The following is an 18809-nucleotide window of genomic DNA, read 5'->3' as shown; positions in this document are numbered from 1 at the left end:
CCGTCCTGAGGCGTAGGCGAGGGGCGCAGCTCAGCCGGCGATGCGGTCGATGATGAGCCTCCGTCCCGGCCGCGCCCCCTCCGGGGCGATCGTCACGGCACCTTCGAGGGCCTCCTTGGCGCGCTCGAAGCGCTCGGGGGTGTCGGTCAGGAGGGTCATCAGCGGCTCGCCGGCGCGGACCGACGCGCCGGGCTTGGCATGCAGCCGCACTCCCGCTCCCGCCTGGACGGCGTCCTCCTTCCGCGCCCGGCCGGCTCCGAGCCGCCACGCGGCGACGCCCACCGCGAGGGCGTCGAGCCCCACCAGCGTCCCGTCGGCGGGCGCGTAGACGGTCTCCGATTCCTTGGCCCGTGGCAGGGGCGCGTCGGGGTCGCCGCCCTGGGCTGAGATCATGCGGCGCCACACGTCCATCGCGCGGCCGTCCTTGAGCGCGGCGGCGGGATCGGCGTCGCGCACCCCCGCCGCGGCGAGCATCTCCTCGGCGAGCCGGACGGTGAGCTCGACGACGTCCTCGGGGCCGCCGCCCGCGAGCACCTCCACGGACTCCTCGACCTCGATGGCGTTGCCTGCCGTGAGACCGAGGGGTGTGCCCATGTCAGTCAGGAGCGCCACCGTGTTCACCCCCGCGTCCTGGCCCAGGGCGACCATGGTCTGGGCAAGCTCGCGGGCGGACTGTTCGTCCTTCATGAACGCGCCGGAGCCCACCTTGACGTCGAGGACGAGCGCGCCGGTTCCCTCGGCGATCTTCTTGCTCATGATCGAGGAGGCGATGAGCGGGATGGCCTCGACCGTCCCGGTCACGTCCCGGAGGGCGTAGAGCTTCCTGTCGGCCGGCGCGAGCCCCGCGCCCGCGGCGCAGATGACGGCGCCAACCCCGTCGAGCTGGGCCATCATCTCGGCGTTCGTGAGAGAGGCGCGCCAGCCCGGGACCGACTCGAGCTTGTCCAGCGTCCCGCCCGTGTGGCCCAGGCCTCGGCCGGACAGCTGGGGCACCGCCACACCGAAGGCGGCGACGAGCGGGGCGAGCGGGAGCGTGATCTTGTCACCCACTCCCCCGGTGGAATGCTTGTCCGCCGTGGGGCGCTGTCCGCCGGAGGGTGTCCGCAGCGAGGAGAAGTCGAGGCGCTCGCCTGAGGCGATCATCGCCGTCGTCCATCGGGCCGTCTCGCGGTGGGTCATCCCGTTCAGGAGGATCGCCATGGCGAGGGCGGACATCTGCTCGTCGGCGACCGCGCCGCGTGTGTACGCGTCGATGACCCAGTCGATCTGGGAGTCGGTGAGCTCGCCCCGGTCGCGCTTGGCGCGGATGACGTCGACGGCGTCGTGCGGCTCGTGTGCCTCGGCTGCGGCTTCTGGCAGGGTCACGTGGTGTCCTTCCGGTCGTCGGGGAGGTCCTGGGGCCCGAAGGCGTCCGGGAGGACCTCGTCCATGGAGCGTTCCCCGCTCACCGTCAGCAGGCGCATGCCGGGCGCGCGGAACTCGTAGAGGAGCTGCCGGCAGCGCCCGCAGGGCATGATGACCGTGCCCTCGGCGTCGACGCACACGAAGGCCACAAGGCGTCCGCCGCCACCGAGCTGAAGCTGGCCCACGAGCGTGCACTCGGCGCAGAGTGTCAGGCCGTAGGAGGCGTTCTCGACGTTGCAGCCCGTGATGGTGCGCCCGTCGTCCACGAGCGCCGCGGCGCCGACAGGGAACCTCGAGTAGGGGGCGTAGGCCGCGGCCATCGCCTCGGTGGCCGCGGCCGTGAGGGCATCCCAGTCGATCTCGGGGCCGGCCGCGCGGGGCTCACTGCTTGACATAGGGGATGCCTTCCATGGCCGGCGGGCGCGAGCGGCCCACGAGGCCGGCCACGGCGAAGACCGTGACGACGTACGGGAGCATCGCCATGAACTGGCTCGGCACCGGCGAGCCGATGATGGTGATGACGCTCTGCAGGTTGTCCGCGAAGCCGAACAGCAGCGAGGCCAGGAACGCGCCGATCGGGTTCCAGCGCCCGAAGATGAGCGCGGCCAGGGCGATGTAGCCGCGGCCGGCGGACATCTCCTTGCTGAAGGCGTCCACAGCCACGAGCGTGAAGAACGATCCGCCGATCCCTGCCACGGCGCCACCGAGGATGGTGTTCCAGAATCTGGTCCGGTTGACGTTGACGCCGAGCGTGTCCGCAGCCTGGGGGTGCTCACCGACAGCCCTGACCCGCAGGCCCCACCTCGTGTGGAACAGGCCCACGTAGACCACGATCACGGCGACATACATCAGATACCCGACGAGGGACTGGCGGAACAGGATGGGCCCGATGAGGGGGACGTCGGCGAGGACCGGGATCGCGATGCTGCCCAGATGCGGTGGCTTGTTGAGCCCCTCGGGGTTCTCGGTCAGGAGCGTCGAGAAGAGGAAGTTGGTCAGCCCCACCACCAGGACGTTCAGCACGACGCCGACGATGATCTGGTTCACGAGGTACTTGATGCTCACAAGGGCCAGAACGAGGGAGACGAGAGCTCCCGCGACCGCCGCGGAGACGAGGCCCACGTAGACGTTCTGGGCGATCGTCGCCCCGACGGCGGCGCTGAATGCGCCCATGAGGAGCTGTCCCTCGATCGCGATGTTCACGATCCCGGAGCGCTCGCACAGGACGCCGGAGAGGGACCCGAAAACGAGCGGGACGGCGAGCGTCACCGCACCGGCGAGCAGGCCGGCAAGCGAGATGTAGGGCGTCTCGGCCGCGCCGCCGGCCACGATCCAGGTCAGGAAGCCCACCAGGAAGGCGACGGCGAAGACGGCGGTGGCCCAGCGCGGCGTCGTGCGCGACCGGACCGTGAGCCACACGGAGTACCCGGCCACCGAGAGCATGATCACCGCGGTGAGCCACCCGACTACGGGTGCGCTGAGCGTGATCAGCGTGACGTTGGCGACGCCGAGGATGGACAGGACGAAGACGACGACGGCCGCCGCGAAGGCCCCGGGAACCCAGCGCGCCGGGGTGCGGCGCTGGCGGTACCACAGGTAGCCGAACCAGCCGGCGCCGGCGAGGGCGACAGCGAACGCTAGCCACGCCGCGACCATCGAGGCCTCTCCCCCGGTGTCGACGAGGCCGAAGGCGGCGTTCTTGCTGCCCGAGAGGACGCCGAACATGAGCGTGCCCGCCACTGCGAGGATGGTCAGGCCCACAGCGGTCTTCCAGCTCACGAGCGCCCTGCCCACCGCCGGCACGGTTGCCCCCGCGGGCCGTGGCGCTGACGTGGTCGCGGTCATGACGCGGCTCCGCTCTGGCCCGATGCGGCCGGCGTGGGGGTGGGGGACGGCGCGTCGTCTCGCTTCTTCCGGCGCCGGTTGAGGCCGAAGATGGCGCGCACGAGCGGAGGGGCCGCGATGAACAGGACGATGAGCGACTGGATGACGAGGACGATGTCGATCGGCGTCTGGGTGACGGCCTGCATCGAGACGCCGCCGGCCCGGAAGGCGCCGAACAGGAGGCCCGCGAAGAAGGTGCCCCACGGCGTCGAACGTCCCAGGAGCGCCACGGTGATGGCATCGAAGCCGATGGACGCCGCGACACCTGCGGAGAGGTACTTCTCGGTGCCCGAGACCTGGGCAATCCCGGCGAGTCCGGCCAGGGCGCCGGCGAGGGCCATGACGAGCACCGTGGCCCGGTTCACATTGATCCCGGCGGTCCGCGCGGCGTTCGGGTTGGCGCCTACGGCGCGGAACTCGAAGCCGGTCGTGGAGCGGGACAGGATCCACCACACGCCCCACGTGACGAGGATGGCGAGGATGAACCCCGCGTGCAGCCGGAACTGTGGTCCGAGGAGCGCGGGGAAGAGGGCTGTCTCATCCAGGAACGGGGAGATCGGGTTCGTCGAGCCGGAGCGCTGGAAGCCTGGCTGCGTCAGGAGGAACAGCAGGAGGAAACTCGCGATGTAGTTGAACATGATCGTGACGATGACTTCGTGGGCGCCGGTGCGCGCCTTGAGGAAGCCGACGAGGCCGCCCCAGAGGCCGCCGCCGACGATGCCTGCGAGCACCACGAGCGGCAGGTGCACAGCGACCGGCAGATGCCACGTGAATCCCACATAGGCCCCGAACATCGCGCCGAAGATGAGCTGGCCCTGGGCGCCGATGTTGAAGAGGCCGGCGCGGAACGCGATGGCGACGCCGAGGCCCGCGAAGATGAGCGGCGCCGACACGGTGAGGGTCTCGGCGAGAGGATAGAACATCGCCGCAGCGTCGGTGCCCTCCCAGTTGAAGATCGACCCCTGAACGAGTGCCGCGTAGGGCCGGAGGACCTCGGAGAGGGTGTCGGACGGCCGGGCGAAGAAGTAGCCCGCCGCCGCGGCGACCTTCGGGTTCGTCACCGCCATGAGCACGCCGCCGATCACGATCGCCAGGACCACGGAGAGCAGCGAGACCATCGGCGTCCCCGTGACGATCCGCCGGAAGACAGACTCCTCGTCGTGCCGGCCAGGAGCCTCGGGCGCGGGGACCGGCTGCGGGCCCTGCGCCGACTCCGGGGCGTTTCGGGTCTCAGCCATGCGTCTCTCCTCGGGTGTGGTCGCCGGCCGGCGGGCGCTGCTCGGTCTCCTCGGCCGCGGCTGCGCGCGCCTCCTGATCGCTCATCCCGGCCATCATGAGGCCGAGGACGTCGCGCGGTGTGCCGGCGTCCACGACGCCCATGAGCCGACCGCGGTACAGGACCGCGATGCGGTCGGCGAGTTCCATGATCTCGTCGAGCTCCGTCGAGACGATCATCACGGGAGTCCCGCGATCCCGCTCGGCGAGGATGCGGCGGTGCAGGAACTCGATGGAACCGACGTCGACCCCGCGGGTCGGCTGGGAGGCGATGAAGAGGCGCAGGGGCCGGGACAGCTCGCGGGCCATGACGACCTTCTGCTGGTTCCCGCCAGAGAGCGCGGACGCCGGGACGTCTGCCGACTGCGTCCTGATGTCGAATTCCTCGATCTTCTCCTTGGCCTGGGCGGCGATGCGTGCGGGGCTCATCGCGAGCCCTCTGGCGAACGGCGCCCTGTCGTAGAGGTCGAGGACGAGGTTCTCGGCGACGCTGAACGCGCCGACGAGGCCGTCGTGGGAGCGGTCCTCCGGGACGAACCCGACCCCCGCTTCCAGGATGTGCTTGACGGACCGGCCGAGCAGCTCCTTGCCGTCGAGGACCACCGAGCCGGTCGCGTGCTTCGCGAGCCCCAGGATGGCTTCCGTGAGCTCCGTCTGGCCGTTCCCCTGGACACCGGCGACGGCGAGGATCTCGCCTTGGGCGATGTCGAAGGTGACCCCGTCGACCACCCGCTGCCCGTTGGGCGCGGCGACCGTGAGGTCCCGGACGGAGAACGTGGTGTCCTTCGGCTCGGCGGGCGCCTTGTCGAGGGTGAGGATGACGGGCCGGCCAACCATCATCGTCGCGAGTTCCGCAGGCGCGGCCGACGGCGCGGCGTCGCCCACCACCCGGCCGCGGCGGATCACGGTGATCACGTCGGCGACGGCCTTGACTTCGCGCAGCTTGTGGGAGATGAAGATGATCGACGTCCCGGAGGCCTTGAGCTCGCCGATGATGGCCAGGAGCTCGTCCGTCTCCTGGGGCGTGAGGACGGCGGTCGGCTCGTCGAGGATGAGCACCTTGGCGTCCCTGACGAGCGCCTTGATGATCTCGACGCGCTGCTGGACCCCGACGGGGAGGTCCTCGACGAGCGCGTCGGGGTCGACGTCGAACCCGTAGCGGGCGGAGATCTCGCGGATCCTCTTCCTGGTCGCCTCGAGGTCGAGGAAGCCCGCCGCCTTCGTCGTCTCGGCACCGAGGGCGACGTTCTCGGCGACGGTGAAGACCGGCACAAGCATGAAGTGCTGGTGCACCATCCCGATACCGGCGGCCATCGCGTCCGCCGGCCCGCGGAAGGACACCGCGCGGCCGTCCACGAGGATCTCGCCCTCGGTGGGCTCGTACAGCCCGTAGAGGACGTTCATGAGGGTCGACTTGCCAGCCCCGTTCTCGCCGAGGAGTGCGTGCACCTGCGAGTCCTCGACGGTCAGGTCGATGTGGTCATTGGCGGCGAACGTGCCGAAGCGCTTGGTGATGCCGCGCAGTTCGAGTTTCACGGGTGGAACCATCCCCTTCGCGTGGGTGGGGCCAGCGTCACTGCCCATCATGCCAGCGCCGCCCGCCCGTGAGGGCGGACGGCGCGGCGCTCATGCTGGATGCTGACGGACGCAGCCCTGCGGCTACTTGGAGACCGGGCTGGACTTCGAGGTCACCTTGACAGAACCCGAGATGATGTCCTTCTTGAGCTGGTCGACTTCGCTCTTGAGGTCGGAGGGGACCGTCGAGTCCAGGTCGTGGTACGGCGCGAGTGCCACTCCCCCGTTCTCGAGGGTGCCCACGTACGGGGTGGAGTCGAACTTGCCGTCCTTGTCGTCCTTGATCACCGACTCGACCGCGTTGGCCATGGTCTTCTGGACCGAGGTGAGGAGCACCGACTTGTAGTCGGGGGCCGTGAGATAGCCGTCCGAGTCGACCCAGATGAGCTTCGCGTCGGTCCCGGCCTTCTTCGCGTCGAGGACCGCGGAGCCTGCTCCGGCGCCGACCGGGCCGGCCACGGGGAGGATGATGTCCGCGCCCTGCTGGAGGAAGCCCTGCGTGAGGACCTTGCCCTTGTCGATGGACTTGAAGTCGCCCACGAACGTGCCGTCCTGCTTGTCCTTGTCCCAGCCGAGGACCTGGACGTTCTTGTTCTTCTTCTGGTTGTAGTACTTGACCCCGTCCGCGAATCCGTCCATGAAGATCGTCACGGTGGGGATGTTGAGGCCGCCGAAGGTCGCGACCTTCCCCGTCTTCGAGGTGCCCGCTGCGAGGTAGCCCGCGAGGAAGGCGGCCTGGGCCGTGTCGTAGACGATCGGCTTGACGTTCTTCGGGAACGACGGGTCCGAGAAGTCGATGATGGCGAAGTGGCTGTTCGGGTTGGCGGTGGCGATGTTCTTCGTCGCGTCGCCGAGCAGGAAGCCGACCGTCACGGTGAGCTTGCAGCCCGCCTGGACCATCGAGCGCAGGTTCGGGTCGTAGTCGGTGTCCGCCTTGGACTGGACGTGCTTCTCCTGGATGCCGAGGTCCTTGGCCGCCTTCTGGAGGCCCTCGTACCCGGACTGGTTGAAGGACTTGTCGTCGAAGCCCCCGGAGTCGGACACCATGCAGCCGAGGTAGTTCGAGGCCGAGGCGCTGCCCGAGGATCCCCCGCTCGAGGGGGCTTGACCACATCCGGCAAGCACGAGCGCGGCAGCACCGGCAGCGGCGACGCCGGCGAATCCGGCCTTGGGCAGACGGAAACGTGTGGGGTTCATGGAGTCCTCCAGAGACGCGGGCGCGTGGTACGACTCACAACCTACTCGCCAAACGAATCCTTCACATAGGCGGCGGCGCCAGCGGGCGGGCAATCGTTGGCGATTCGTTACCTCGGCGGCACAGGGCCTGCGCCGGTGGCGGGCTGTGCCCGTTTCAGAGGTCGCGGACGCTCCGCAGCGCCGTCGCCGTGAGGACCTGCACGCCGTAGCCGATGGCCCGCTCGTCGACCACGAGGTCCCCGCGGTGGAGGTCGTACTCCTCCCCCCCAGGGGTGTGGGTCCCGAGGCGGAACATCGAGCCCGGGACCTCCGCGAGGAACCACGCGAAGTCCTCCCCGCCCATCGACTGGGGAGTGAGCACGACGGCGTCCTCCCCCAGCTCGGCGCGAGCGGCGGCCTCGATGAGCGCGGTCTCGTGCTCGGAGTTCACCACCGGGGGCACGCCACGGGTGTGCTCAAGGGTCACGTCCACGCCGTAGGGGGCCGCGACCTGCTGGACCACCTCGTCGAGGAGCTCGCCGGCGCTGTGCCATGCCTCCCGGTCCAGGCAGCGCATGGTGCCGGCCATCGAGCCCGACGCCGGGATCGCGTTGGGGGCCGAACCGGCGGAGATCTGGCCCCACACCATCGACACGCCACTGCGCACGTCGACCCTGCGGGAGAGGACGGCAGGGACATTGATCGCGATCTGGGAGAGGGCGAAGACGAGGTCTTCTGTCAGGTGGGGGCGCGAGGTGTGGCCCCCGCGGCCGGTCAGCTCGATCCTGATCGTGTCCGAAGCCGACGTGATCGGCCCGATACGCGTGCCGATCCTGCCGACCTCGATGCGCGGGTCGCAGTGCAGCGCGACGATCCGCGGGACCCCTGAGAGGACGCCCTGGTCGATGCACGCGAGCGCGCCGCCGGGCATGGTCTCCTCCGCCGGCTGGAACAGGACACGGACCGTGGCCCGGAGGGGCCGCTCGCGGTCCAGCTCGGCGAGCATGAGCGCGGCGCCGAGCGCCGCCGTCGTGTGCACATCGTGTCCGCAGGCATGGGTCACGCCGTGGTTTCGCGACGCGAACGGCAGCCCCGACTCCTCGATGATCGGAAGCGCGTCGATGTCGCCCCGGATGGCCGTGGCGATGGGCCCGGTCCCGATGTCCACCACGACGCCGGTGCCCTCGAGCCGCTTCGGGGCGAGCCCTGCCGCCTCGAGCCGCGCTACAAGGCGGTCGGTGGTGCGGTACTCATGGAACGACAGCTCGGGATGGGCGTGCAGATCCCGGCGGAACGCGATCAGCTCGTCCAGGAACCTCTCGAGCCGGGGGCCCACGAGGGGGGTCGGCTCCGCCTCTGTCGTGTAGTTTCGCACCCGTTCACTCTAGCGTCACCGTGCTGTGCGCCAGTGATTGTTGCCGGCGACGGCCCGCTTCTACAGCACGTCGGTGTCGCCGCTGGCCTTGAGCCCGGCGACCGCGTTCTTCACCTTCTGCGCGTGCTCCTTGGTTGTCACGAGCAGCGCGTCCGGCGTGTCGACGATGACGACATCCTCGATGCCGATGAGCGCGATGACGCGCTTCGTGTCCGAGACCACGATCCCGCTCGCGTCCTCCGTGAAGACGCGGGCACCCTCGCCGAGGACTGTGACGGCGTCCTCCTCGCGCGCGCTGTTGAGCCGGCCGATCGCGGCGAAGTCGCCCACGTCGTCCCAGCGGAATGCGCCGGGCACGACGGCGACGTCCCCGGCCGCCGCTGCGGGCTCGGCGACCGCGTAGTCGATCGCGATCTTCGGCAGCGTGGGCCACACGCGTGCAGTGACCTCGTCCCGGTCAGGGGTGTCCCACGCGGCCGCGATCTCGGTGAGCCCCTCGAACAGGACCGGCTGGTTGGCCGCGAGGTGCTCGAGCATGAGCTTCACGGGGGCGACGAACATTCCCGCGTTCCAGAGGTACTCCCCCGAGGCGAGGTACTTCTCGGCAACCTCACGGTTGGGCTTCTCGACGAACTCCGCGACCGCGCGGGCGCTCGGCGCGCCCTCGACGTCCAGCGCCTCGCCGCCCCGGATGTACCCGAAGCCGGTCGAAGGGTGGGTGGGCTCGATGCCGATGGTGACGATCTTCCCGCGCTCGCCCGAGGCCGCCGTGTACACCGCCTCGCGCACGGCCGCCTGGAACACGTCGTCGGGGCTGATGACCTGGTCCGCCGCGAACGAGCCCATGATGATGTCCGGGCTCCTGCGGTGCAGGATCGCCGCGGCCAGTCCGATGGCCGCCCCGGAGTCCTTCGGCTCGCTCTCGAGCACGACATCGGACGGGTCGAGCTCGGGGATCTGCCGGCAGACGGCGGCCTCGTGGGCCAGACCGGTCACCACGAGGAACCGGCCGTTGGCCAGCGGGGCGAGCCTGTCGTACGTCGCGCGGATCAGGGTGCTGCCGGAGCCTGTCAGGTCGTGGAGGAACTTCGGGGCGGCGGCACGGGACAGCGGCCAGAGCCTCGTCCCCACACCGCCCGCGGGGATCACGGCCACGAAGCGGTCGAGGACCGATCCGGGCGCAGCAGAAGAGAGTTTCATCGCCCTAACTCTAAGTCAGTCGCTCCCGGCGCCGACGACCCGGACGGCAGGGAGCCCGGCCGACTGTGACCATTACCACGCCTCTGCACAGGACCAAATACCCAAATTGAGTAAGCTGTGGGCGAAGTCTAGATTTAGGCTGGAGCTCGAGAAGAGCGCGCCCTGCGTCCTGCAGGGCAGCTGGCGCACCGGTAGCCCCCTCCGCATGGGCCCCATGCGGGCACCGGTGCCCGCAGGGAGGTTTATTCAGTGCCGACAAAACCAGCTGGCACCCTGTACCGCGGCCGTGAAGGCATGTGGTCCTGGGTCGGACACCGGGTCACCGGCGTCGTCATCTTCTTCTTCTTGTTGGTGCACGTCCTGGACACCTCATTGGTGCGCGTGTCCCCCGAGACGTACACGGCCGTCATCGGTGCCTACAAGAACCCGCTCATGGCCCTCGGCGAGACCGGCCTCGTCGCCGCCATCCTCTTCCACGCCTTCAACGGCCTGCGAGTCATCCTCGTGGACTTCTGGAAGAGCGGCCCCAAGTACCAGCGTCAGATGCTGTGGGCCGTCCTCGTGATCTGGGTGATCGCCTTCGCCGGCTTCGCCATCCGCCATCTCTCGCTCGCGCTGGGAGGCCACTGATATGAGCGCCCTGCCTGTCATCCCCGAGCCCCGCAGCACGTCCGTCAGCGGACGCATCGCGCCGCAGTACAAGCGCTCACGCAGCCCCAGGACCCAGTTCGAGATGCTCGCGTGGCTGTTCATGCGCCTCTCGGGGATCGTCCTGGTGGTCCTCATCTTCGGCCACCTCACGGTCAACCTCCTCGTCGGCGAGGGCATCCACGCGATCGACTTCGGCTTCGTCGCGGGCAAGTGGGCCGACCCGTTCTGGCAGTTCTGGGACCTCGCGATGCTCTGGCTCGCGATGCTCCACGGCACCAACGGCGTCCGCACGATCATCAACGACTACGCCGAGCGTGACGCGGTGCGCTTCTGGCTCAAGGTGGTCCTCTACGCGGCGTCCGCGCTCATCATCATCCTCGGCACCCTCGTGATCTTCACGTTCGACCCGTGCCCGGTGATCGACGGCGTCCGCCACGTCGCCGACTACTGCCCCGCCTCGTAAGTCCCCCGGAAAGAGAGCATCAAAGCATGCAGGTCCACAAATACGACGTGGTGATCGTCGGCGCCGGCGGCGCCGGCATGCGGGCAGCCATCGAGTCCGGCCAGCGCGCGCGCACCGCCGTGCTGACCAAGCTGTACCCCACCCGTTCGCACACGGGAGCCGCCCAGGGCGGCATGTGCGCAGCCCTCGCGAACGTCGAGGAAGACAACTGGGAGTGGCACACCTTCGACACCATCAAGGGCGGCGACTACCTCGTCGACCAGGATGCTGCCGAGGTCATGGCCAAGGAGGCCATCGACGCGGTCCTCGACCTCGAGAAGATGGGCCTGCCCTTCAACCGCACCCCCGAGGGCCGGATCGACCAGCGCCGCTTCGGCGGCCACACCCGCGACCACGGCAAGGCACCGGTCCGCCGCGCATGCTACGCCGCCGACCGCACGGGCCACATGATCCTCCAGACGCTCTACCAGAACTGCGTCAAGCACAACGTCGAGTTCTACAACGAGTACTACGTGCTCGACCTCCTCCTGACCGAGGAGGACGCGACCCGCGAGGACGGCACGCCGTACAAGCAGAAGCGCGTGGCCGGCGTCGTGAGCTACGACCTCGCCTCGGGCGAGCTCCACATCTTCCAGGCCAAGTCGGTCGTCTTCGCCTCCGGTGGCGCCGGGAAGGTCTTCAAGACCACCTCGAACGCCCACACCCTCACGGGCGACGGCATGGGCATCGCGTTCCGCCGCGGCATCCCGCTCGAGGACATGGAGTTCTTCCAGTTCCACCCGACCGGCCTCGCCGGCCTCGGCATCCTCCTCACCGAGGGTGCCCGCGGTGAGGGCGCGATCCTGCGCAACTCCGAGGGCGAGCGCTTCATGGAGCGCTACGCGCCGACCATCAAGGACCTCGCGCCCCGCGACATCGTCGCCCGCGCCATGGCCAACGAGGTGCGCGAGGGCCGCGGCGCCGGCCCGAACAAGGACTACGTCTACCTCGACCTGACGCACCTCGAGCCCGAGCACATCGAGGCGAAGCTCCCGGACATCACCGAGTTCGCCCGCACGTACCTCGGCGTCGAGCCCTTCACCGACCCGGTCCCGGTCTACCCCACCGCGCACTACGCGATGGGTGGCATCCCGACCAACATCAAGGGCGAAGTGCTCCAGGACAACGACACCGTCATCCCCGGCCTGTACGCCGCGGGTGAGGTCGCGTGCGTGTCCGTCCACGGGTCGAACCGCCTCGGCACAAACTCGCTCCTGGACATCAACGTCTTCGGGAAGCGCTCCGGCATCAACGCCGCCGAGTACGCGAAGACGGCCGACTACGTCGAGCTCCCGGAGAACCCGGCGGGCTACACCGAGGCCCTCCTCGAGGGCATGCGGAACTCCAACGGCACCGAGCGCGTCGCGTACATCCGCCGCGACCTGCAGGAGACCATGGACGCGAACATGCAGGTGTTCCGCGACAAGGACTCCCTCGAGCGGGTCCTCAGCGACATCGCCGTGCTCGAGGAGCGCTACCGGAACATCTCGGTAGGCGACAAGGGCAAGCGCTTCAACCTCGACCTCCTCGAGGCGGTGGAGCTCGGCTTCCTGCTCGAGATCGCCAAGGTCATGACGGTCGGCGCCCTGCACCGCAAGGAGTCCCGCGGCGGCCACTACCGCGAGGACTTCCCCGAGCGCGACGACGTGAACTTCATGAAGCACTCGATGGCGTACAAGGACCCGTCCGTCACGGCGCAGTCCTCACCCGACGGCGTGGCTGGTATCCGGCTCGAGACCAAGCCCGTCATCTTCACCCGCTACGAGCCCATGGAGCGTAAGTACTGATGACTGCTGCACCTGCCGAACCCGCATCCAAGGTCGAACTCCCCGAAGGGGCCAGTGGCGGCTCGGTTCCGAGCTTCGACGTCACGCTCCGCGTGCGGCGGTACGACCCGGAGGTCTCCGACGAGGTCCGCTGGGACGACTTCAAGCTGACCATGTACGGCACGGACCGCGTGCTCGACGCCCTTCACAAGGCGAAGTGGGAGCACGACGGCTCGGTCTCGTTCCGCCGCTCCTGCGCGCACGGCGTGTGCGGCTCCGATGCCATGCGCATCAACGGCCGCAACCGCCTCGCGTGCAAGACGCTCCTGAAGGACCTCGATACGTCCAAGCCGATCACGGTCGAGCCCATCAAGGGCCTTCCGGTCGAGAAGGACCTCATCGTGGACATGGAGCCGTTCTTCCAGTCCTACCGCGAGATCATGCCGTTCCTCATCTCCAAGGGCCACGAGCCCACGAAGGAGCGCATCCAGTCGATCGAGGACCGCGAGCGGTTCGACGACACCACCAAGTGCATCCTCTGCGCCGCGTGCACGTCGTCCTGCCCGGTGTTCTGGACGGACGGGCAGTACTTCGGCCCCGCCGCCATCGTCAACGCGCACCGGTTCATCTTCGACTCGCGTGACGACGCCGGCGACATGCGCCTCGAGATCCTCAACGACAAGGAGGGCGTGTGGCGCTGCCGCACGACCTTCAACTGCACCGAGGCGTGCCCGCGCGGCATCCAGGTGACGCAGGCGATCGCCGAGGTCAAGCAGGCCATCCTGGCCCGCCAGTTCTGAGGTTCCAGCTCTCCCACGTGCGAGGGGCGCCGCTTCCGACGAAGCGGCGCCCCTCGCGCATTTCGGGCACAGCCGCGCCGCGGCTCAGCGCGCCGCGGCCCTCCGCCTGCCTCCCCTGAGTGAGGCGATCCACGCCGCCGAGGCGTGGCGCCCCGGGCGGCCGGAACCGAACGCCTCCGGATGCCGTTCGGCGTGGCGGGTGGCCGCGGTGAAGTCGGCCTCCCGGACCGCGCTCCACGCCGCCGAGACCAGATACACCTGGCTCACGAGGTTGAACCAGATGAGGAGGCCCACCACGATCGCGAACGGCGCAAGCAGCGGGTTGGACCCTGCCCGGGCCAGCAGCTGAGTGCTGAAGGCCTGGAGGATCGACGTCCCGACGCCCGCGAGGATGGTCCCCTCGATGAGTGCCCTGCGGGAGATCTGGAGCCAGCCTGCGAAGCGGAACAGGATGAACGCCGTCAGGATGTTGAGCGCGAGCGGCACCGCGAGTCCCACCGCCCACCCGACCGGCCGCACGAACACGCCGTCGATCTTCAGCTGCTCGGCAATGTAATCCAGTGCCGCCGTGAACACCACGCTCACGGCCGAGGTCAGCACGAGGAGGACGCCCAGGAGCAGGAGCGTGCCGATGTCACGCAGCTTCACGAGGATCGGGTTCGCCCTGATGGGGCCGAAGCCCAGGACGCCCCGGAGGCCGTCGCGCAGTCCTGTAATCCAGCCCAGCGACGAGAAGACGGTGACGACGGTCGCGATGATCGCGGTGACGCTCAGGCCCGTGGGGTTGAGGAGCTGCTGGGGATCGACGAGGCCGTCGCCGCCGTCGACCTTCAAAAGGCCCGGCGCCGCCTTCGCCACGTTCTGGACGACCATGTCGAGCAGCCCCGGGTTTCCTGCCAGGACGAGGGCGGCGAAGGAGAACCCAGTGGCGAGGAGGCCGAAGATCGAGAAGAACATGTTGAAGCCGATGCCGGCACTCATGAGGGGGCCGTGCTGGAGCGAGTACTGCTGGAAGGCCCTCACGGGCAGCAGTGCCTTGATCCTCGCCACGGTCCACATCACGACCGCCAGTGCCTGCTTCGGGAGGCCTCCCCCGCGCCGGGCCCGTCCGACGTCCTGCCGCTTGTGCAGCACGTCCAGAAGGAGCTTGGCCCGTTCGGTCGGGAGGGGATCGTCAGCCGGCGTCCGGCCCCTGGGTCTTCGCTGCTCCTGTGCCAAAGTCAAGCTCTTCCCTCAGCTGCCAGAATCCGTCGGCGTCGTGCTCGTACAGGCCCATGCTAGCCACGGTGAAGGATTCGGAATAGGACTCGAGGGCGGCTTCTGCCTCGTCCAGGCGTTCCGCGGGCACGTCGTGGGCCACGGTCACGTGCGGGTGGTAGGGGAACGGGAGGTCCCGCTGGAGCGGTCCCTGCTGAAGCTCTTCGTGAAGCCGCACGCATTGGTCGAAGCCGTCGAGCACGTTCAGGTACACCACGGGAGAGACGGGGCGGAACGAGCCGGTCCCCTTCAGGCCCACGGTGAACGGGCGGGCACGCCGTGCCACCGACCGGACGTGGCGGACAGCCGCGTCCCAGTCGTCCGTCTCGGTGGTGGTGACGAGCGTGATATGGGCGGGGATGAGCTCCGCCATGGGGTCCCCGAAGGAGGCACGCCACGCGCGCAGCTCGGCGGTGACCCTGTCAGGGAAGCCAAGAATGACCCCCACGAGGGGACTCGTCGGGCCGGCGGGGGCGACGCCGTCGGGCTCGGTGCCTTCCTCGAAGTCCGGCATGGCCTCAGGCGAGGGCCGCAGCCGCCGGAGCCAGTGCGGGCAGGAAGCCGACGCGCTCGTAGACCTCGGCGAGGACCGGCACGGCGATCTCACGGGCCTTGGCGGCACCGACGGCGAGGAGCCTGTCGAGCTCGGCCGGATCCTCGAGGAGTTCCTCGGTGCGGGCCTTGATCGGGGCGAGCGTGTCCACGACCGCCTCGGCCACGTCCACCTTGAGGTGGCCGTACATCTTGCCCTCGTACGCGTCCTCGAGCTCGGGGATGCTGCGGCCGGTGACGGTCGAGTAGATGCTCAGGAGGTTCGACACCCCGGGCTTCGCCTCGCGGTCGAAGCGGATCTCCGTCTCGGCGTCCGTCACCGCGGACTTGATCCGCTTCGCCGTGACCTTCGGATCGTCGAGGAGGTTGATCAGTCCGTTCGGGGACTCGGCGGACTTGGACATCTTCGCCGTCGGGTTCTGGAGGTCGTAGATCTTGGCCGAGGTGCGTGGGATGAGCGGCTCCGGGACCGTGAAGGTCTCGCCGAAGCGCGTGTTGAAGCGGTGGGCCAGGTCGCGGGCGAGCTCGAGGTGCTGCCGCTGGTCCTCGCCGACCGGGACCCCGTACGGCTTGTACAGGAGGATGTCCGCCGCCATGAGCATGGGGTACGTGAAGAGGCCGGCGCTCGCCGCGTCGTGGCCGTGCCGGGCGGACTTGTCCTTGAACTGGGTCATCCGGGAAGCCTCGCCGAAGCCGGTGAGGCACATGAGGACCCACGCGAGCTGGGCATGCTCCGGGACGTGCGACTGCACGAAGAGCGTGGACTTCTCGACGTCAATCCCGCCGGCGATGTACTGGGCAGCGGTGAGGCGGGTGCGGTGGCGCAGCTCCGTCGGGTCCTGCGGCACCGTGATCGCGTGGAGGTCCGGGATGAAGTAGAAGCAGTCGTACTCGTCCTGCTGCGCGACCCAGTTCACGAGGGCGCCGAGATAGTTGCCCAAGTGGAGCGAGTCGCCCGAGGGCTGCATGCCGGACAGGAGCCGCTGGCGGGCGGCGGGAGCGTTCGAGGTCATGGAGTAGGCGCTTCCGGGGTCTAGAGCTTGTAGTCGATCACGAGGGGGGCATGGTCGGACCATCGGGTGTCCCACGCGCTCGCACGGTCCACGACGGCGTTCCGCGCCACGTCCGCGAGGGCCGGCGTCGCCATGTGGTAGTCGATGCGCCACCCGGCGTCGTTGTCGAACGCCTTGCCGCGCTGGGACCACCAGGTGTAGGGGCCGTCGACCTGTCCGGCCAGGTCCCGGTGCACGTCCCGCCACCCGATCTCCTGGCCGAAGAAGCGGTCGAAGTAGGCCCGCTCCTCAGGCAGGAAGCCGGCCCGCTTCTGGTTTGCCTTCCAGTTGCGGATGTCCAGTGGGGTGTGGCCCACGTTCAGGTCCCCGACCACGAGCGCGTAGTCGGCGTACTCCGCCAGCTCCGGGAGCCGCTTGAGCATCACGTCGAGGAAGCGGAACTTGTCGTCCTGCTTGGGGGTGCCGACCTCGCCGGAATGGACGTAGGCGCTCACCACCGTGAGCTGCCGCCCGCCGTCGAGCGCAAAATCCGCCTCGATCCAGCGGCCGGCGGTCGCGAAGTAGTCGTCGCCGATCCCGATGCGCGTCTCGGTGGGCGCCTCGCGCGAGGCGATCGCCACGCCCGCGCGCCCCTTGGCGTCCGCTTCCGCGTGGAGCACATGCCAGCCATCGAAGCACTCGTGGACGGTCGGATCGGGTGCGCGGACCTCCTGCAGGCACAGGATGTCGACGTCCCGCGGCTCCAGCCACTCCGGCATGCCCTTGCGCCACGCCGCGCGGAGCCCGTTGACGTTGACAGTCGCGATGCGCACAGCCCCGTCCTTGGGGGCCGCCTCCGTGGAACTCACCTAGCCACTCTACCCCTCGTCGACGACGGTCCCGGAGACGGGCGTGTCATCGTCGGGACGGAGCATGTCACGGGCGTTCGACGCCGTGATCTGGATGGTCTCGAGGGCACGCGCCACCATCTCGGGGTCGCCCCCGAGGTTCTCCCGGATCACACGCTCCTGGACCTGGATGATCTTGAACGAATGGTCGAGCTTGAGGTCGCGGACGTCGTCGACCGAGCGCGCCTCCCCTGCAGTCCCGGCGAGCGACGGCGCCCGGCCCGTGAGCTTCTCGGCCGCGCGCTCGAAGCGCTCCTGGGCGCGGCGCCCCGCGCTCCGGACCGTCAGGAACACGAACGTCGCGAAGGCGAGCCAGCCGAAGGACACGATGACCACGATCCAGCCGATGACATCGTTCTGGTTGGCGGCGAAGATCACGGCGACGAGGAAGGCCAGGACGAGGACCGACAGGCCCAGCGCACCGATCCTGAAGCCTCCTCCACGGCGGGCTTGGGCGCCGGCGCCGGACTGGATGGACGGGTTCTGGGGGCCGAGACTCTGCATGCCCCCCATTCTTCCAGACACGATAGGCGCCCCCGTCCCGTACGCCGAGGTCACCCCGTGTGCGCCCGAAGTCACCCCCTGTGAGCGCGAAGTCACCCCCGCTGACAGCGACACGGGGTGACCTCGGCGCCACACCGGGTGACCTCGGCGCCACACCGGGTGACGTCAGCGGAGGAAGAGCGCCCGGAGCCGGAGAGTCGTGAAGGCGAGTCCGCAGAGGATCATGCCTGCGTAGTAGAGCAGGTGGACCCAGGTCGAGCCCGTGAAGACGCCGATGCTGATCTGCCGCATCAGCTCCACGCCGTGCCAGAGGGGGAACGCCTCGACGATCCACTGGATCGGCTTCGGGTACACGGAGAGCGGATAGAAGGTTGCCGAGAAGAGGAACATCGGCAGCATGACGAAGGTGATCAGATCCATGTGCTGGAAGGTCTTCATGTAGCTGGTCACCGCCATCCCGAACGAGGCGAACCCGAACGCCACCATGACCGACGCCGGCACGAGCAGGAGGGCCGACGGGGTCGTGATCAGCCCCATGACCGCCATGACGCCGGTGAAGCCCAGCGCATACAGGAAGCCGCGGAAGAGCGCCATGAGGATCTCCCCCATGGCGATGTCGAGCGGCCCCAGCGACGTGTAGAGCATGCCCTGGTAGAGCTTGCCGAAGTGCATCTTGAAGAACACATTCCATGTCGAGTCGTAGATGGCGCCGTTCATTGCCGAGACTGCGAGCAGGGCCGGCGCGATGTACGCGGCGTACGAGATGGGCGTCCCTCCCGGCCCCTCGACTGTGCCGACCAGGGAGCCCAGGCCGACCCCCATGGACAGCAGGTAGAACACCGGCTCGAAGAACCCGGAGACGAGGATGATCCAGTTCTGGCTCTTGATGACGCGGAATCCGCGTTCGACGACGGCGCGCGCGTTCCCCGCGTACAGTCCCGCGAGCGGACCCCGCCCTGTAGCAGTGGCGCCGGAGCGGTTGGCCATG

The 18809-nt window shown here is 69.0% G+C and carries 18 protein-coding genes; 4 read left to right on the top strand and 14 right to left on the bottom strand.

The features are described from left to right. Window positions 1-30 precede the first annotated feature (30 nt). The 8 genes from CGQ25_RS04265 to CGQ25_RS04230 form a co-directional block, all read right to left on the bottom strand. Window positions 31-1365, bottom strand: a complete 1335-nt coding sequence (locus CGQ25_RS04265; protein ID WP_369802289.1) for a thymidine phosphorylase — start codon at window positions 1363-1365, stop codon at window positions 31-33. Continuing rightward, window positions 1362-1799 carry a cytidine deaminase gene (locus tag CGQ25_RS04260; RefSeq protein ID WP_208711970.1) on the bottom strand — a complete coding sequence of 146 codons (438 nt, stop codon included), beginning with the start codon at window positions 1797-1799 and terminating at the stop codon, window positions 1362-1364. The genes CGQ25_RS04265 and CGQ25_RS04260 overlap by 4 nt, the downstream gene beginning before the upstream one ends. Next, the gene (locus CGQ25_RS04255; RefSeq protein WP_255405561.1) at window positions 1786-3249 is read right to left on the bottom strand and encodes an ABC transporter permease; all 1464 of its coding nucleotides are present in this window, start codon (window positions 3247-3249) and stop codon (window positions 1786-1788) included. The genes CGQ25_RS04260 and CGQ25_RS04255 overlap by 14 nt, the downstream gene beginning before the upstream one ends. Further along, window positions 3246-4526, bottom strand: a complete 1281-nt coding sequence (locus CGQ25_RS04250) for an ABC transporter permease (protein WP_208711969.1) — start codon at window positions 4524-4526, stop codon at window positions 3246-3248. Before CGQ25_RS04250 ends, CGQ25_RS04255 begins: the two co-directional genes overlap by 4 nt. After that, a complete protein-coding gene (locus CGQ25_RS04245) occupies window positions 4519-6099 on the bottom strand; it encodes an ABC transporter ATP-binding protein (protein ID WP_208711968.1) in 1581 nt (526 codons plus the stop codon). The genes CGQ25_RS04250 and CGQ25_RS04245 overlap by 8 nt, the downstream gene beginning before the upstream one ends. Before the next feature lie 123 nt (window positions 6100-6222). Then, the gene (locus CGQ25_RS04240) at window positions 6223-7335 is read right to left on the bottom strand and encodes a BMP family protein (protein WP_208711967.1); all 1113 of its coding nucleotides are present in this window, start codon (window positions 7333-7335) and stop codon (window positions 6223-6225) included. A 154-nt stretch (window positions 7336-7489) separates the two neighbouring features. Further along, a complete protein-coding gene (locus CGQ25_RS04235; RefSeq protein WP_208711966.1) occupies window positions 7490-8689 on the bottom strand; it encodes an amidohydrolase in 1200 nt (399 codons plus the stop codon). A 60-nt stretch (window positions 8690-8749) separates the two neighbouring features. After that, entirely contained in the window at window positions 8750-9889 is a 1140-nt protein-coding gene (locus tag CGQ25_RS04230) for a mannose-1-phosphate guanylyltransferase (RefSeq protein WP_208711965.1), read from the bottom strand. Window positions 9890-10138: 249 nt separating this feature from the next. Here CGQ25_RS04230 and sdhC point away from each other — a divergent pair, with 249 nt between their 5' ends. Genes sdhC through CGQ25_RS04210 form a run of 4 tightly spaced genes read left to right on the top strand, consistent with a single transcriptional unit; the run spans window position 10139 to window position 13608 of the window. Then, a complete protein-coding gene (gene sdhC, locus CGQ25_RS04225; RefSeq protein ID WP_208711964.1) occupies window positions 10139-10519 on the top strand; it encodes a succinate dehydrogenase, cytochrome b556 subunit in 381 nt (126 codons plus the stop codon). A gap of 1 nt (window position 10520) precedes the next feature. Then, window positions 10521-11003: a succinate dehydrogenase hydrophobic membrane anchor subunit gene (locus CGQ25_RS04220; protein WP_208711963.1), complete on the top strand. Its 483-nt coding sequence runs from the start codon at window positions 10521-10523 to the stop codon at window positions 11001-11003. Window positions 11004-11029: 26 nt separating this feature from the next. Further along, window positions 11030-12829: a succinate dehydrogenase flavoprotein subunit gene (gene sdhA / locus CGQ25_RS04215; protein ID WP_208711962.1), complete on the top strand. Its 1800-nt coding sequence runs from the start codon at window positions 11030-11032 to the stop codon at window positions 12827-12829. Then, complete coding sequence (locus tag CGQ25_RS04210; protein ID WP_208711961.1) at window positions 12829-13608, top strand: succinate dehydrogenase iron-sulfur subunit; 780 nt, start codon at window positions 12829-12831, stop codon at window positions 13606-13608. The genes sdhA and CGQ25_RS04210 overlap by 1 nt, the downstream gene beginning before the upstream one ends. Before the next feature lie 84 nt (window positions 13609-13692). On the opposite strand, the gene CGQ25_RS04205 is transcribed toward CGQ25_RS04210, so the two are convergent. The 6 genes from CGQ25_RS04205 to CGQ25_RS04180 form a co-directional block, all read right to left on the bottom strand. After that, window positions 13693-14832: a YihY/virulence factor BrkB family protein gene (locus CGQ25_RS04205; protein WP_369802288.1), complete on the bottom strand. Its 1140-nt coding sequence runs from the start codon at window positions 14830-14832 to the stop codon at window positions 13693-13695. Continuing rightward, complete coding sequence (locus CGQ25_RS04200; protein WP_208711960.1) at window positions 14783-15379, bottom strand: 2'-5' RNA ligase family protein; 597 nt, start codon at window positions 15377-15379, stop codon at window positions 14783-14785. Before CGQ25_RS04200 ends, CGQ25_RS04205 begins: the two co-directional genes overlap by 50 nt. 4 nt (window positions 15380-15383) lie before the next feature. Continuing rightward, window positions 15384-16430: a tryptophan--tRNA ligase gene (gene trpS / locus CGQ25_RS04195; RefSeq protein ID WP_255405559.1), complete on the bottom strand. Its 1047-nt coding sequence runs from the start codon at window positions 16428-16430 to the stop codon at window positions 15384-15386. Between the two features lie 20 nt (window positions 16431-16450). Next, window positions 16451-17278, bottom strand: coding sequence for an exodeoxyribonuclease III (locus CGQ25_RS04190; RefSeq protein WP_208711959.1), 828 nt, complete (start codon window positions 17276-17278; stop codon window positions 16451-16453). A 9-nt stretch (window positions 17279-17287) separates the two neighbouring features. Further along, window positions 17288-17821, bottom strand: a complete 534-nt coding sequence (locus CGQ25_RS04185; RefSeq protein ID WP_208711958.1) for a hypothetical protein — start codon at window positions 17819-17821, stop codon at window positions 17288-17290. 165 nt (window positions 17822-17986) lie between these two features. Next, window positions 17987-18808, bottom strand: coding sequence for an ABC transporter permease (locus CGQ25_RS04180; protein ID WP_208712866.1), 822 nt, complete (start codon window positions 18806-18808; stop codon window positions 17987-17989). Window position 18809 lies beyond the last annotated feature (1 nt).

It is taken from the genome of Sinomonas sp. R1AF57, assembly GCF_002224485.1.
Classification (GTDB): Bacteria; Actinomycetota; Actinomycetes; order Actinomycetales; family Micrococcaceae; genus Sinomonas; species Sinomonas flava.
Note: the sequence above shows the minus strand (reverse complement) of the source record. Positions and strands in the feature narration are given on the sequence as shown.

Bases quoted from the DNA above. Each gene is read 5' to 3' on its own strand.
- CGQ25_RS04255 (WP_255405561.1), bottom strand. From the start codon at position 3,249: ATGACCGCGACCACGTCAGCGCCACGGCCCGCGGGGGCAACCGTGCCG.
- CGQ25_RS04240 (WP_208711967.1), bottom strand. From the start codon at position 7,335: ATGAACCCCACACGTTTCCGTCTGCCCAAGGCCGGATTCGCCGGCGTC.
- CGQ25_RS04220 (WP_208711963.1), top strand. From the start codon at position 10,521: ATGAGCGCCCTGCCTGTCATCCCCGAGCCCCGCAGCACGTCCGTCAGC.
- CGQ25_RS04210 (WP_208711961.1), top strand. From the start codon at position 12,829: ATGACTGCTGCACCTGCCGAACCCGCATCCAAGGTCGAACTCCCCGAA.
- sdhA (WP_208711962.1), top strand. From the start codon at position 11,030: ATGCAGGTCCACAAATACGACGTGGTGATCGTCGGCGCCGGCGGCGCC.
- CGQ25_RS04200 (WP_208711960.1), bottom strand. From the start codon at position 15,379: ATGCCGGACTTCGAGGAAGGCACCGAGCCCGACGGCGTCGCCCCCGCC.
- CGQ25_RS04180 (WP_208712866.1), bottom strand. From the start codon at position 18,808: ATGGCCAACCGCTCCGGCGCCACTGCTACAGGGCGGGGTCCGCTCGCG.
- CGQ25_RS04230 (WP_208711965.1), bottom strand. From the start codon at position 9,889: ATGAAACTCTCTTCTGCTGCGCCCGGATCGGTCCTCGACCGCTTCGTG.
- CGQ25_RS04260 (WP_208711970.1), bottom strand. From the start codon at position 1,799: ATGTCAAGCAGTGAGCCCCGCGCGGCCGGCCCCGAGATCGACTGGGAT.
- CGQ25_RS04250 (WP_208711969.1), bottom strand. From the start codon at position 4,526: ATGGCTGAGACCCGAAACGCCCCGGAGTCGGCGCAGGGCCCGCAGCCG.
- trpS (WP_255405559.1), bottom strand. From the start codon at position 16,430: ATGACCTCGAACGCTCCCGCCGCCCGCCAGCGGCTCCTGTCCGGCATG.
- CGQ25_RS04185 (WP_208711958.1), bottom strand. From the start codon at position 17,821: ATGCAGAGTCTCGGCCCCCAGAACCCGTCCATCCAGTCCGGCGCCGGC.